The following is a 13,191-nucleotide window of genomic DNA, read 5'->3' on the forward strand; positions in this document are numbered from 1 at the left end:
TCAAAGCTCCCGCTTCAGATCGACGATGCGCAGGAAGCCGGCGATCACGATCCCCATGACCACGGTCAGGATCACGCCCACCACCGAGGCCATCGCCCATTTGAGCGAGCCGACCTGCGTGACGATGATGTTGCCCAGAAGATTGACCTTGCGCCCCGACAGCGCGCCCGAAGTAGCGAACTCGCCCAGCACCATGACGCTGACGAAGATCGCCCCCACCACGACGCCGGGCAGCGACAGCGGGAAGATGATCTTCCAGAAGATCCGGCCGAACCCGGCACCCAGGTCGCGGGCGGCCTCGATGATGTTGCGGTCGATCCGCGACAGCATGAAGGCGATCGGGCCGACCATGAACACGCAGTAGATCTGGGTCATGCCGATGACCACCGACAGCTCGGTGAACAGCAGCACCTCGATGGGCTGCTGGATGATACCCAGCTTCATCAGCACGATGTTGATCGCGCCTTCCTTGCCCAGCATCGGCCGCCAGGCCAGCACCCGGATCAGGAACGAGGTCCAGAACGGGATCACGCAGATCACCAGCAGGATCGTGGACAGCGTCCGGGACTTGACGAACAGCCCCACGAACAGCGCGGTCGGGTAGCCGACGATGAAGGTGCAGGCCAGCACGATCAGCCAGATGCGGATCGTGGTCCACAGCGACCCGACATAGGTGTCCGAGGTGAAGAACTGCTTCCAGCTGGCCAGCGTCGGATCGGGCGAGATGTTGAAGGTGGTCTGCGTCCAGAACGACACATAGACGATCATCAGGATCGGCAGGACGAGAAACAGCATCATCCAGATGATGCCGGGCGCCAGCAGCCAGCGCGTCACGCTGGCCTGGCGCTTCTGTATCGTGGTGGGGCTGGTCATCAGCGTGCCTCGCGGCCAAAGACGATGGCCTGTTCGGGGTTCCAGGTCAGCAGATATTCCTGCCGCAGTTCAAAGCTCTGCGGGGCGCCCAGGCTCAGGTGGTGCTCGACCTCGATCACCTGGCCGTCCTCCGCCTCGAAGAAGTCGATGATCGACGAGCCCAGATATTCCGAGGTGAGGAACCTTGCCGCGACCCGCGGGCCGTCGGTGCCGGCGCCGGCCGGCAGCACGCTGATCCGGTCGTAGCGCACGGCATAGACATCGCGGTCGGCGCGCACCGCATGGGGCGCCGGCACCGTGCCGAAGATGCCGGTAAAGGCGCCGGCGGACAGCCGCCCCTCGAACAGGTTGAAGCGGTTGAGGAAATGCGCCACGTCCGGCGACACCGGGCGGTCGTAGATGTCGCCCGGCCGGCCGGTCTGGATCACCCGGCCGCGGTCCAGCACCACCACCCGGTTGCCCATGGCCAGCGCCTCGGTCTCGCTGCCGGTCACATGCAGGAAGGTCACGCCCAGCCGCTCGCGGATCGCGCGCAGCTCGTTGCGCATCCGGCCGCGCAGGTTCGCGTCCAGCGCGCCCAGCGGCTCGTCCAGCAGCACCAGCTTGGGATGCATGGTCAGGGTCCGGGCCAGCGCGACGCGCTGGCGCTGCCCGCCCGAGATCTGGTCGACGCCCCGGCCCTCCATGCCGGTCAGGCCCACCAGCTCGATCATCTCGAGGCTGCGCCGCTCGATCTCGGCGGCGCTCAGCCCGGATTTGCCGTGCGCCAGGCCGAAGCCGACGTTCTGGATCACCGTCAGATGCGGAAACAGCGCAAAATTCTGGAACACGAAGCCGATGCCGCGCTCATGCGCGGGCACATGGGTGATGTCGCGCCCTTCGAAATAGACGCTTCCCGTCTCGGGGGCCTCGAACCCCGCGATCACCCGCAAAAGCGTCGTCTTGCCCGCCCCCGAGGGGCCGAGGAACGAAATATATTCGTTCGCCCCCGCTTCCAGCGTCGCGTTGTCGAGGGCCACCAGGTCGCCATAGCGCTTGGTCACGCCCTCAAGTCTGAAGACCGCCGTGTCCACGATCACCTCGCCTGAAGATGGAAGCGACCTGCCGCGGCGGCCGCCCCGCTTTATTGTCTGGATGGTTGAGATGCGGCTCCTCCAGCAGCATCTTGAAACGCACTTTGTATGAAATAGCTTCTAATCTGTCTGTCAACAGAAAAATAAACCGCGATTTTCCGGCGTTCCAGTGTGGTTTTACTATGCTGCGGGCGCAAAGCTGGCCCAGAAGGCCATTCAATAATTCGAATATCGAGTACAATGTTCACATAGGACTGAGATAAGGTGCGAACTCGCCAGCATCGGTGATCAGCGCAACGATCTTCATCCGCGCCAGATAGCGGCGCGCGGTGATCGACAGGTGGTCGCGCAGATATTCGCAAGCAGAATCAATGGGATGACGAGATATCAGGTCGAACAGCGTCTGATACTGCTCGATGGTGTCCTCGTCGCGCGGCAACCCCAGGCGGATCAGCGCCCGGTCGACGGCCGACAACAGCAGCCGGTTGCTGCGGATCATTTCGACCAGCGCGCTGTTTGGTGCCTGCGCGATGCAATGCTCCAGCAGCGCGTCACCCAGAAGCTGCGGGGTGATCGTCGGGTCGGTGCCGATCCGCTCAAGCAGGGATTCGACCTCGGAATAATGGATGTTGGGGGCGGCAAGCCGCAGCGCAGCAGGCTCGACGATGCCGCGCAGCTCGAAGTTTTCGCACACGGTGCGGGCGGTCAGCGGCCCGGCGATCCAGTGCGAGGTGGCGCTTTTGCGAATCAGTCCCCGCTCGTGCAGCCGCGCCAGCACGTCGCGCGCCACCGTGCGGCTGACGCCCAGATAATCGGCCAGCTCGGATTCCACGATGCGGAACTCGCCGAAGATCTGGCACGAGGCGATCTCTTCCTCAACCTGATCATAGACATGCCGCCAGGCGCCGCGGGTCTGCAAGGCGCTGTCCACATCCGAAGGGATGTCGATCGGCAGCTCGCGGATATCGCCGCGCCGGGGGTGCAGCCCCGGCCGCGCGCACCCCACCAGATAGCCGCGCCCCTCGAAGCGATGGACCAGCCCCTCGTCCAGCAGCCGGCGCAGCGCCGCCTGCACCGGCACCCGGCTGGTCTGCATCATCGCCGCGATCGGCGCCTCGAGCAGGACGAAGCCCTCGGGCAGCACCCCGGACCGGATGTTGTCGCGCAGCACCCGGGTGATCAGTTCGTAGCGCGGTTCCTGCGCCAGGGGATTGGCCGCGCGGATCATGCCGGCACCCCCTCGTTTACGCGCCGCACGAAGCGCTCCCAGGCGCGGGCGGCATAGTTGTACTCGTCCATCACGGTATTCCAGATCGCGATGTGGCGGGTGCGATCCAGATAGGACCCGCCGGCGCGCCGCTCGCCCGCGCGCACCGCCACCTCGCCGTCCGGGCCGCAGAGATCGCCGGAAGCGGCCGCGCCCTCGTACCAATAGTCCCATTCGTCGGGGGACAGATGCTCGCGGGTGCAGGCGGGATTGGCGCTGTAATAGCCCTGGCGCGCCATGATCGCGCCGGCATAGCCCGACAGCCACCAGTTCAGGTATTCATAGGCCATGTCCAGCTGCACCCCGCGCAGATGCCGCGACAGGCTGGCGCCGCCGTACCACGCCCGGTAGCCCTCGATCGGCACGGCGTCGACGAATTGCGCGCGTCCCTCGCCCAGCTTGCCGTAGACCGGCGCCCACATGCTTTGCACCGAGACCCGTCCCGCCGCGATCAGCGCCCCGGCCTCGTCCCCGTCGCGCCAGGTGCCGCAGAAGAACCCGTCCTGGCGGCGGCGTTCCAGCAGCCGCATCAGGGCGTTGATCTCGTCCACGGTCATGTTGCCGATGTCGGCGAACTGGATCTCTCCGGTGGCCTCGGCCGCCAGCGCCGCGTCGAAGAACCCGATGGCGGGTTCGTCCACCAGCGCGATGCGGCCCCGTGCGCGGCGGTCCAGCAGCCAGGACCAGCTGGGCCGCACATCGGGGCCGTGGCCGAAGACCTTGGGATCATAGCCGAAACTGTCCATGTTGTGGACCGTCGGCAACATGCTGATATGGCGCGAGGGCCGCGGCCCCAGGAATCCGCCGGGCTGGATATACAGCTTCTTGACCGGCGCATCGCCGAAGCCGCGCTCGGAATAGCGGCTGCTGGTGCCCAGCCGCGCCAGGCTGGAGATATTGTCCCATTCCCCGATGCGGGCGGTATCGATGGGTTGCAGCGCCCCCCAGAACCACACGATGTCGAGATTGTGGAAACACTGTTCGTAGACATCGTAGATTTCCGGCTCCATCGCCGCGTGGCGCTGGCAGGACAGGAAATCCCGCAGGTCGAACTCGACGTCGAAGCCCAGATCCGCTTCGGCCTGCGCCCGCACCGGTTCGAGCAGCGTGACCGAGGTGCCCAGCACGCGCAGGCGGCGGCGCGGCACGATCGGCGGCGCGGACAGCGGGACATAGGCTGCGTCGGACATGGGGCCTCGGGCGTTCTGGCGCGGGCGGGCGGGCGCCCGCGCGGCTGCGGATCGGTGCCGCTCAGGCCAGGGCGTCGCGGATCCCGGCCAGGATGGCCCGCCGATCATGCCGCGCCTGCAGCGCTTCTTCCATATCGACCTTGACGAAACGGGTGGGCATATGCGGCTGCAACTGGCCGATCAGGTCCATGTCCGCCGAAATCACCGTGCCGACCATGAAATAACCGCCGCCCGACACTGCGTCGCGGTGCAGCACGATCGGCTCGGTCCCGCCCGGCACCTGCACCGAGCCATAGGGATAGCAGGCGTCCACGATGTTCGACGGGTCCGAGCCCGCGCCGAAGGGCTGCTCGCGCGGGACGAACTCCAGCGGTCTGCCGGCGCGGAAGCGATAGCCGATCCGGTCCGCCTCGGGCGCGACCTTCCAGCTGTCCTCGAAGAACCGCGCGCCCGAGCTTTCGGTGATGCGGTGCCAGTAGAGCCCGGGCAGCATCCGCAGCTCGGCCGGCTGGCCGGGCTTGCGGCGCAGCGCCTCGGGGACGCTGCGCCCCTCGGCCACCTGCGGCCCGGCCGCGCCCATCGGCAGCACATCCCCCGCCGCAAGCGTGCGCCCGTGGTAGCCGCCCAGGCCCCCCAGCGCATAGGTCGAGCGCGAGCCCAGCACCACCGGCACGTCGATGCCGCCCGACACCGCGATATAGGCGCGCGCGCCCGATTTCAGCATCCCGAAGCTGAGCACCTGCCCCTTGCGGATGCGAAAGGCGGTCCAGCCGGGGCGTTCCTCGCCATCCACCCGCGGCGGCATCTCGGCGCCGGTGACCGCCACGGTGGCGTCGGCGGTGAACTCCAGCTCGGGGCCCAGGAAGACCGCCTCGAGCACCGCGGCGCCCATGTCGTTGCCGACCAGCAGGTTGGCCGCGGTCAGCGACAGCAGGTCCATCCCGCCCGACATGGGGATGCCGATGTGGTAATACCCTGGCCGTCCCTGGTCCTGGACGGTGGTGGAAAGCCCCGGCTTGACGACGTTAATGGCCATTGAGCGCCTCCATGATGCGGGCGTTGGTGCCGTCAATATCGGCCTGGAACCCGGCCAGCGAGAATTCGACCGGCGCGATCCGGGGGGTCCAGCGCCCGGCCTCGACCTCGGCCAAGGTGTGGTCGTATTCCTCGCGGGTGATCGGCTTCCATTTCACGATGTCGCCCGGCCGGAACAGGCACATGAAGTCGCGCAGATAGGGCACCCGCTGCGCCGGGTCGTAGATCGGCATCGGGGTGATGCCGAACATCTGATAGCCCCCGGCGCCGCGCACCGAATAGATGCAGGCGAAGCAGCCGCCATGGCCCACCGTCAGCCCCGGGGTGTCGGTGCGCGGCCGCAGGTATTTGGGCACCTGGATCTGCCGGCCGCGCTCGACCATCTGGTAAAGGAACGGCAGCCCGGCGACGAAACCCACCATCGACACGAACCACGGCGCGCCGGAATGCGCCTTGACGAAGCCGTCGATCCCGTCCAGCCCGTTGATCCGCGCCGCATATTCGATGTCGGTCGAGGCCGGGTCCTGATGGCGCTCGCGAAAGCGCATCAGCGTCTCGTGCGTCCAGGGATCGTTGTAGAGCACCGGCACCTCAATGATGCGGGTCTGAAGCACCGCGGGCGCGGTCTCGGCCGCCGCCTCCAGCGCCTGCAATTCGGCCAGCATCCGGTCGGGGGCGATCACGTCGGGATCGAAGCGCACCTGGAACGAGGCATTGGCCGGGCAGATCTCGGTCACCCCGCGGATCCTGGCCTCGTGCAGGGCATTGGTGACCGACATGCCCTTGAAGAAGGCTTCCAGAGACATTTCCTCGGACACTTCGGCAAAGATGTGTTCATCCCCGCCAAAGGTGAAACGGATGGACATCGACGGCCTCCTCGCGTCAGGGTTCCATGTCTGCGGCCAGCCGGCCGGCGTGACGGTTCAGCCAGCCCTCCAGCCAGCGGGTATGAACGGCGCCTTCCCGCAGCTCGGGGTCCCCGGCCAGCGCGACGAACAGCGGTTGCGTGGTCTTCATCCCGCCGATCGACAGTTCGGACAGCGCCCGCGACAGGCGGCGGATGGCGGCGGGGCGATCCTCGGCATGGACGATCAGCTTGCCCAGCAGCGAATCGTAGAAGGGCGGTACCTGGCAGCCCGGATACAGCATGCTGTCGAACCGCAGCCCCGGCCCGCCCGGCACCCGCAGCTCGCCCACGGTTCCGGGACAGGGCGCGAAATCGCGGGCGGGGTCCTCGGCGTTCAGCCGCACCTCGATGGCGTGGCCCTGCACGCGGATGTCGGACTGGCGCAGCCGCAACCCCTCGCCCGCCGCGATGCGCAGCCCCTCGGCCACCAGATCGACGCCGGTGACCATTTCCGTCACCGGATGCTCGACCTGGATGCGGGTGTTCATCTCGATGAAGAAGAAGGCGCCGGACAGGTCGTCGTAAAGATATTCCACCGTCCCGGCGCCGGAATAGCCCACCGCCCGGGCCAGCCGCACCGCGCTGGCGCACAGCTCGTCGCGGGCCCGGTCGGTCAGCGCCAGCGAGGGCGCCTCTTCCCAGACCTTCTGGCGGCGGCGTTGCAGGGAACATTCCCGCTCGTAGCAATGGATGGCGTCGGTGCCGTCGCCCAGCACCTGCACCTCGATGTGGCGGGCGCGCTGGACCACCTTTTCCATGTAGAGGCCGCCGTCGCCAAAGGCCGCCAGCGCCTCGGCCTGGGCCTGCGGAAAGCCGGATTCGAACTCCGTCAGGTTATGGGCGATGCGGATGCCGCGTCCCCCGCCCCCGGCGGCGGCCTTGATCATCACCGGAAACCCGGTTTCCATCAGCAGATGCCGGGCCTCGCCGATATCAGCCACCCGCCCCATCGAGCCGGGCACTACCGGCACCCCGGCGGCATGGGCGGCCGAGCGCGCGGCCACCTTGTCCCCCATCAACCGGATCGCATCGCCCGAGGGGCCGACGAACACCATCCCCGCCGCCGCCACCGCATCGGCAAAACCCGCGTTTTCCGCCAGGAACCCGTAGCCGGGATGGATGGCGTCGCAGCCAGTCGCGGCAGCGGCCTGCAGGATCGCCTCGGTGTTCAGATAGGATTTGCGCGCGGCCGGCGGGCCGATGTTCACCGCCGCATCGGCGATCTGCACATGCAAGGCGCCCGCATCGGCATCGGAATGGACAGCCACGGTCGAAATGCCGAGATCCCGCGCCGCGCGGATGATCCGCACCGCGATTTCCCCGCGATTGGCGACCAGAAGCCTTTCCAGCATCAGCCCAGCTCCGCCAAGACGGCGCCGGCCATCACCGGCTCTTCGTTCTCGACCACAAAGCGGATGCCGGCGCCGGCCACCTCGGCCTTGACCTCGTGGAAGGACTTCATCACCTCGATCAGGCCGATCACGTCGCCCACCGCCACCGCATCGCCGTCGGCCTTGAACGGCGGCTGGTCGGGGGAAGAGGCGCGATAGAAGGTGCCGGGCAAGGGGGACAGGATGGTCTGCATCAGGCGGTCCTTTCGGGGGTGAACGGGGCCACGACGGCCGAGACCGCGCGGGCGATGTCGATGGCATTCGGCGTGTCGGAATGGATGCAGATCGTCTCGCAGCGCACCGGGATGTCGCTGCCGTCGATCGCGGTGCCCTTGCCCTCGGTGATCGCACGCAGGCAGCGCGCGGCCATCAGCGCGGGGTCCTTGGCCTCGTGTTCGCGGGACACGATCAGGCTGCCGTCGGGGCGGTAATCCAGATCGGCATAGAACTCGGCCACGAAGCGGTGCCCGCGGGCGGGATAGACGGTTTCATGCAGCGTGCCGGTCATTCCCAGGATCGGCACCCCGAACACATCCGCCGCATCGCAGACCGCATGGGCCGCGTCCTCCAGCCGGGCGGCCATCCCGTACAGGCTGCCATGCGGCTTGATGTGGTTCAGCTCGACCCCTTCGGCGCGCAGAAAGCCGGTCAGGGCGCCGATCTGGTAGATCAGGGCATTCGCCAGCTCGTCGCGCCCCATCTTCATCTCGCGTCGGCCGAACCCCTGCAGATCGGGCAGCGAGGGATGCGCCCCGACCCGGACCCCGTGCGCCCTGGCCAGCCGCACCGTCGCCCGCATGTGGTCGGGGTCCGAGGCGTGAAAGCCGCAGGCCACGTTGGCGACATGGATGAAGGGAATGATGCCCGCATCGTCTCCCATCCGGTAGAGACCGAAGCTTTCGCCCATGTCGCAGTTGATTGTCACCGCCATTCGTCGCCCCGGCCCTGATCGCTTGCCCTGATGCTGAGCCGAGTCGCATTCGATTGTAAAATTCTAATTTTTCGATCAGCGTATCGGAAAAACAGATAGCACATGGGACAACCCGCCATATCGCTGACGTTCAAACAGGTCCGCTACTTCATCGCCGCCGCCGAGACCGGACAGATCAGCCAGGCCGCGATGGAGCTGAACATCTCGCAATCGGCGGTCACCGTGGCGATCCAGGGGCTCGAGGCGCAGCTGGGCGTGTCGCTGCTGGAACGCACCCCGCTGGGCGTCACGCTGACCATCGAGGGCAGCCGCTTCCTGGCGCGCGCCCGCAACATCGTCGCCGCGGTCGAGGATGCGATGCGCAGCCCGATGGGCGAAGGCCGCGGCATCACCGGCCGGCTGCGGCTGGGCGCCACCTATACGGTGGCCGGCTATTTCATGACCCGGCACTATGCGCGCTTTCGCCGCGCCTACCCCGAGATCGCGCTGGAAATGGTCGAGCTGCCGCGCCCGGCGATCGAGGAGGACCTGGCCCGCGGCAGGCTGGACATGGCGGTGATGCTGGTCTCGAACCTCGCCGATCACGAGGGGCTCGAGGAAGAGCCGCTGATGCGCTCGCGCCGCCGGCTGTGGCTGCCCGCCGATCATTCCCTCGCCACCGCCCCGCAGGTCAGCCTGTCAGATGTGGCGCGCGAGCCCTACGTCATGCTGACCGTGGACGAGGCCCGGGACACCGCCGGCCGCTACTGGGCGCGCGCCGGGCTGGAGCCGCGGGTGATCTTTGCCACCTCATCGGTCGAGGCGGTGCGCTCCATGGTCGCCGCCGGGATGGGGGTGACGATCCTGTCGGACATGGTGTATCGGCCCTGGTCGCTGGAGGGGCAGCGGCTCGACCTGCGCGACCTGGCCGAGCCGATCCCCTCGATGGACGTGGGCCTGGCCTGGGCGCGCGCGCGCCCGCTCTCCGGCCCCGCCGCGGTCTTCCGCGCCTTCATGTCGGTGGCGCTGGGCGGCGGCGGCTAACCCGGATACGCCCGGCTGGAACATCTGCGGCCGTTGCGGGTTCACATGCCTTGCGCCGATCCGGCGCAGGGGAGGAAATCGAGATGACCGCATCTTTGAAGATACTGGTCGCCAGCCTGACGCTGGTTGCCACCGGCACCGCCTATGCCGATTGCGCCGCCGACCTGGCGAAGTTCGAGGCCGAGACTTCGGCCGCGGCCGACGGCATTGCCAAGGACGGCTCGCTGGCGCCGCTGCAGGGGGATACTGCCACAGACACCACGGCGGGAACTGCGACCACCGGGACCACGACTACCGGAACCACGGCACCTGCGGACACGACAACCGCAGACACGGCGGCCACGGCAACCACCGACACGACCGCGGGCACGACAACTGGCACCACCACTAACACCACCACTGGCGCGGGTGACGCGGCGGATGGCAACGAGATCGCCAAGGACGGCAGCACCGCGCCGCTGGAAAGCACCAGCGGGGCCAGCAGCGACGTGGCCATGTCCGGCCAGGACGCGCAGGCGCAGCAGGAAGGCCAAGCCACCGCCGCCCAGCAGGCCCAGGCCGAATCCGGCACCGACGCCCGCGCCACCGCGCTGCAGGAGGCCCGCGCCGCCCTTGCCGCCGGGGACGAGGCCGCCTGCCAGGAGGCGCTGAAGCGGGCCGCCGCTTCCTGACGCGACGCTCCCGGGCGCCCGCCTGCCGGATCAGCCGCGCGCGGCTGCGTGGATCGCCACCACCTCGGTCGCCCCGCGCAGCCGCGGGCGGTCGGCCTCGGCCGCCGCAAGCGGCTGAACCGGACGCAGCCCGCGGTGCGAGCGAACGGCAAGCTCCTGATACTCGCGGGTATTCAGCGCCATCCAGGAAATTTCTTCCTCCGTGACCTCGCGGCGGACGGCAGCGGGCGTGCCGGCCAGCAGCTGCCGCGGCGCCCCCCGGAATCCAGCCCGGACGAAAGAATTGGCGGCGACGATGCTGTCGGGCCCCAGCACCGCCCCGTCCATCACCACAGCGTTCATGCCCACCAGCGTGCCCCGCCCGACGACGCAGGAATGCAGGATTGCGCCGTGCCCGACATGACCGTCTTCTTCCACCACCGTGTCCATGTCGACATAGCCGTGCATTATGCAATGATCCTGCAGATTGGACCCGGCCCTGAGGATCAGCCGTCCGAAATCGCCGCGCATGCAGGCGAAGGGGCCGACATAGCAGTTCGGCCCGACGATGGCGTCGCCGATCAGGACCGCGGTCGGGTGAACATAGGCGGTCGGGTCCACAACGGGGACGAGACCTTCAAACTCATAGATCGGCACGGGATCCTCCTGTCGGCCGGGGATGGGGGCGCCCGCCCCCGGGCAGGGCGGGCGCGGCCGGTCACTCGGCGGCAAGCTGGTCGAGCGGCCGGGCAGTGACCTGGCGGATCAGCGCATCGGCGGCGATGGCCCCTTTCCCCTCGGGCATGGCGAAAAGCGGATTCACATCCATCTCGACCACCTGGTCGGCATGGGCCAGCGCGTAACCGGCGACCGCCATTGCGGCGTCGACGATCGCCTCGATATCGGCCGCAGCCTTGCCGCGATAACCCTCAAGCAGCCGCGCCACCTTGAGCCGTCCCAGCGCCCGGCGCACGTCGCCGCGGGTGGTGGGCAGGATCAGCGCCTGGGAATCCTCGATCAGGTTGACAAGGATGCCGCCGGCGCCAAGCACCAGCGCCAAGCCGAACTGCGGGTCGCGCCTGATCCCGATGATCAGCTCGGCCACCGCGCCGGGGATCATCTTCTCGACCAGGAACCGTTCACCGGCGCCGGGCACAGCGGCGACATTGGCCGCGATCTCGGCCACCGCCTGCTCGACCTCGGCCTCGGTCTCGAGATTCAGCCGCACCGCCCCCAGTTCGGTCTTGTGGGCCAGCGCGGGGCTGACCGCCTTGACCACCACCGGAAAACCGATCTCGGCGGCGGCGGCGGCGGCATCGGCCGCACCAACCAGCCGGCCGGGCGAGATGCCCAGCCCGCGCGCCGCCAGAGCCTGCTTGCTATGCCATTCGTCGAGCATCTCGACCGGCCCGTCGATCTGCACGGGGGCGGACAGCAGGATCTGGGCCACCCCGTCTCCGGCCAGGATCTCGGCACGGCGCTGGTGATAGCCGACCACCGCCGCCAGCCCGCGAAAGCCCATGTCGATGCCTTGCAGCGGCGCGATGCGGTTTTCGATCAACCGGTCGCGCGCCGCCTTGGGCAGCAGCTCGGGGATCGAGGCCAGCACCGCCGCAGGTGCGCCGGTGCGGGCCTTGGCCAGGATCAGCGCCTCGACGGCGGCATTCCAGGGCTGGTGGCCGGCCAGCCCCTCGCGCGGATAGTCCAGCATCAGGATGGTCAGGTCGGCCTCGCCTTCCATCACGGTGGCAAAGCAGTCGGCCATCGCCTGCGCATTGCCCCAAAGCGAGGTATTATAGTCCAGCGGGTTCGAGACGCTGGCGAAGGAGGGCAGCTGCGCGCGCAGCGCCGCGACCTGCCGGTCGGAAAACCGCGGGATGGCAAAGCCGTATTCCGCCGCCGCATCGGCCGCCAGCGCCGAATCTCCGCCCGAGCAGGTCAGGATGTTCAGCCGCCGCCCCTGTACCGGCGCCTCCAGCGCCGACAGCAGCTTGAGCGCCTCGAGCATCTGCGACAGCGAGGTGACCTGAATCACCCCCAGCCGCTCGAACATCGCCTGATAAAGCTCGCGCGAGCCGGCCAGCGAGCTGGTATGGCTCAGCGTCAGTTCGGCCCCCAGGTCCGAGACCCCGGATTTCAGCGCCACGATCGGGACGCCCTTCTGCAAGGCGCGGGCGGCGGCGGCGGAAAAACCGGCGATGTCGTTCAGACCCTCGAGATAGATGCCGATCGCATCCACCCGGTCGTCCTCGATCAGCGCGTCGATATAGTCGCCGATGCCTAGCACCGCCTGATTGCCGACGCTGATGACATAGGCCAGCGGCAGCGAGCGTTCGGCCATCGTCAGATTGAGGCCGATGTTCCCGCTTTGGCTGAGGATGGCAACGCCGCGCGGCACCGGGCGGCCGCCGTGGATGTCGGGCCACAGCGACACGCCATCCACGTAGTTCAGCACCCCGTAGCAATTCGGCCCGACCACCGCCATGTCGCCCGCCGCCGCGACCAGCCGGCGCTGCAACTCGACCCCGGCGCCGCCGGTCTCGGCAAAGCCCGCGGCGTAGCAGACGCATCCCGCGGTCCCCAGCGCCGCAAGCTGGGCGACGGCTTCGACCGTCGCCTCGCTGTTGACCGCAATGAAGGCGGCGTCGGGGGGCGCGGGCAGCTCGGCGATGGACTTCACGCAGTCAAAGCCGGCGATCTGGTCATATTTCGGGTTCACCACGAAGATCTCGCCGGCGAAGCCGCTGTTGATGCAGTCCTGCACCGAAGCGGCGATGTTGCGGCCGCCGATGAATGCCACCGAGCGCGGGGCGAGCAACCGCCTGAGGTTGTCCTGCTTGCTCATTTCGCT

13 protein-coding genes are annotated in these 13,191 nt (G+C 68.1%); 2 read left to right on the forward strand and 11 right to left on the reverse strand.

The features are described from left to right. From RSP45_RS05585 to RSP45_RS05625, 9 genes are all read right to left on the reverse strand, one after another. The gene (locus RSP45_RS05585; RefSeq protein WP_324327445.1) at window positions 1-873 is read right to left on the reverse strand and encodes an ABC transporter permease; all 873 of its coding nucleotides are present in this window, start codon (window positions 871-873) and stop codon (window positions 1-3) included. Then, window positions 873-1,946: an ABC transporter ATP-binding protein gene (locus tag RSP45_RS05590; RefSeq protein ID WP_415393552.1), complete on the reverse strand. Its 1,074-nt coding sequence runs from the start codon at window positions 1,944-1,946 to the stop codon at window positions 873-875. Before RSP45_RS05590 ends, RSP45_RS05585 begins: the two co-directional genes overlap by 1 nt. Window positions 1,947-2,190: 244 nt before the next feature. Beyond that, complete coding sequence (locus RSP45_RS05595) at window positions 2,191-3,174, reverse strand: GntR family transcriptional regulator (protein WP_415393553.1); 984 nt, start codon at window positions 3,172-3,174, stop codon at window positions 2,191-2,193. Continuing rightward, the gene (locus RSP45_RS05600; RefSeq protein WP_415393554.1) at window positions 3,171-4,403 is read right to left on the reverse strand and encodes an ABC transporter substrate-binding protein; all 1,233 of its coding nucleotides are present in this window, start codon (window positions 4,401-4,403) and stop codon (window positions 3,171-3,173) included. The genes RSP45_RS05595 and RSP45_RS05600 overlap by 4 nt, the downstream gene beginning before the upstream one ends. 61 nt (window positions 4,404-4,464) lie before the next feature. Continuing rightward, the gene (locus RSP45_RS05605) at window positions 4,465-5,439 is read right to left on the reverse strand and encodes a biotin-dependent carboxyltransferase family protein (protein ID WP_415393555.1); all 975 of its coding nucleotides are present in this window, start codon (window positions 5,437-5,439) and stop codon (window positions 4,465-4,467) included. Continuing rightward, window positions 5,429-6,304, reverse strand: a complete 876-nt coding sequence (locus RSP45_RS05610) for a 5-oxoprolinase subunit B family protein (RefSeq protein WP_415393556.1) — start codon at window positions 6,302-6,304, stop codon at window positions 5,429-5,431. The genes RSP45_RS05605 and RSP45_RS05610 overlap by 11 nt, the downstream gene beginning before the upstream one ends. 16 nt (window positions 6,305-6,320) lie before the next feature. Then, window positions 6,321-7,700, reverse strand: coding sequence for an acetyl-CoA carboxylase biotin carboxylase subunit (locus RSP45_RS05615; protein WP_415394004.1), 1,380 nt, complete (start codon window positions 7,698-7,700; stop codon window positions 6,321-6,323). Next, window positions 7,697-7,930 carry an acetyl-CoA carboxylase gene (locus RSP45_RS05620; RefSeq protein ID WP_324327513.1) on the reverse strand — a complete coding sequence of 78 codons (234 nt, stop codon included), beginning with the start codon at window positions 7,928-7,930 and terminating at the stop codon, window positions 7,697-7,699. Before RSP45_RS05620 ends, RSP45_RS05615 begins: the two co-directional genes overlap by 4 nt. Beyond that, window positions 7,930-8,667: a LamB/YcsF family protein gene (locus RSP45_RS05625; protein ID WP_415393557.1), complete on the reverse strand. Its 738-nt coding sequence runs from the start codon at window positions 8,665-8,667 to the stop codon at window positions 7,930-7,932. The genes RSP45_RS05620 and RSP45_RS05625 overlap by 1 nt, the downstream gene beginning before the upstream one ends. A gap of 102 nt (window positions 8,668-8,769) precedes the next feature. Between RSP45_RS05625 and RSP45_RS05630 the strand changes: the two genes are divergently transcribed. Both RSP45_RS05630 and RSP45_RS05635 read left to right on the forward strand, forming a co-directional pair. Beyond that, on the forward strand, window positions 8,770-9,690 hold the full coding sequence (locus tag RSP45_RS05630; RefSeq protein ID WP_415393558.1) for a LysR family transcriptional regulator: 921 nt from the start codon (window positions 8,770-8,772) through the stop codon (window positions 9,688-9,690). Between the two features lie 83 nt (window positions 9,691-9,773). Beyond that, entirely contained in the window at window positions 9,774-10,361 is a 588-nt protein-coding gene (locus tag RSP45_RS05635; RefSeq protein ID WP_415393559.1) for a hypothetical protein, read from the forward strand. Window positions 10,362-10,391: 30 nt separating this feature from the next. Here the strand turns inward: RSP45_RS05635 and caiE are convergent, their stop codons facing one another. Both caiE and RSP45_RS05645 read right to left on the reverse strand, forming a co-directional pair. Then, entirely contained in the window at window positions 10,392-10,997 is a 606-nt protein-coding gene (gene caiE, locus RSP45_RS05640; protein ID WP_415393560.1) for a carnitine operon protein CaiE, read from the reverse strand. 61 nt (window positions 10,998-11,058) lie between these two features. Further along, on the reverse strand, window positions 11,059-13,185 hold the full coding sequence (locus RSP45_RS05645) for an acetate--CoA ligase family protein (RefSeq protein WP_415393561.1): 2,127 nt from the start codon (window positions 13,183-13,185) through the stop codon (window positions 11,059-11,061). Window positions 13,186-13,191: the final 6 nt, after the last annotated feature.

It is taken from the genome of Paracoccus sp. SJTW-4 (assembly GCF_047716885.1).
GTDB lineage: Bacteria > Pseudomonadota > Alphaproteobacteria > Rhodobacterales > Rhodobacteraceae > Paracoccus > Paracoccus solventivorans.

What these genes read in the sequence shown, in the direction of transcription:
- RSP45_RS05595 (WP_415393553.1), bottom strand. Translation starts at nt 3,174, where the DNA reads ATGATCCGCGCGGCCAATCCCCTGGCGCAGGAACCGCGCTACGAACTG.
- RSP45_RS05635 (WP_415393559.1), top strand. Translation starts at nt 9,774, where the DNA reads ATGACCGCATCTTTGAAGATACTGGTCGCCAGCCTGACGCTGGTTGCC.
- RSP45_RS05620 (WP_324327513.1), bottom strand. Translation starts at nt 7,930, where the DNA reads ATGCAGACCATCCTGTCCCCCTTGCCCGGCACCTTCTATCGCGCCTCT.
- RSP45_RS05585 (WP_324327445.1), bottom strand. Translation starts at nt 873, where the DNA reads ATGACCAGCCCCACCACGATACAGAAGCGCCAGGCCAGCGTGACGCGC.
- RSP45_RS05600 (WP_415393554.1), bottom strand. Translation starts at nt 4,403, where the DNA reads ATGTCCGACGCAGCCTATGTCCCGCTGTCCGCGCCGCCGATCGTGCCG.
- RSP45_RS05625 (WP_415393557.1), bottom strand. Translation starts at nt 8,667, where the DNA reads ATGGCGGTGACAATCAACTGCGACATGGGCGAAAGCTTCGGTCTCTAC.
- RSP45_RS05645 (WP_415393561.1), bottom strand. Translation starts at nt 13,185, where the DNA reads ATGAGCAAGCAGGACAACCTCAGGCGGTTGCTCGCCCCGCGCTCGGTG.
- RSP45_RS05630 (WP_415393558.1), top strand. Translation starts at nt 8,770, where the DNA reads ATGGGACAACCCGCCATATCGCTGACGTTCAAACAGGTCCGCTACTTC.
- RSP45_RS05610 (WP_415393556.1), bottom strand. Translation starts at nt 6,304, where the DNA reads ATGTCCATCCGTTTCACCTTTGGCGGGGATGAACACATCTTTGCCGAA.
- RSP45_RS05605 (WP_415393555.1), bottom strand. Translation starts at nt 5,439, where the DNA reads ATGGCCATTAACGTCGTCAAGCCGGGGCTTTCCACCACCGTCCAGGAC.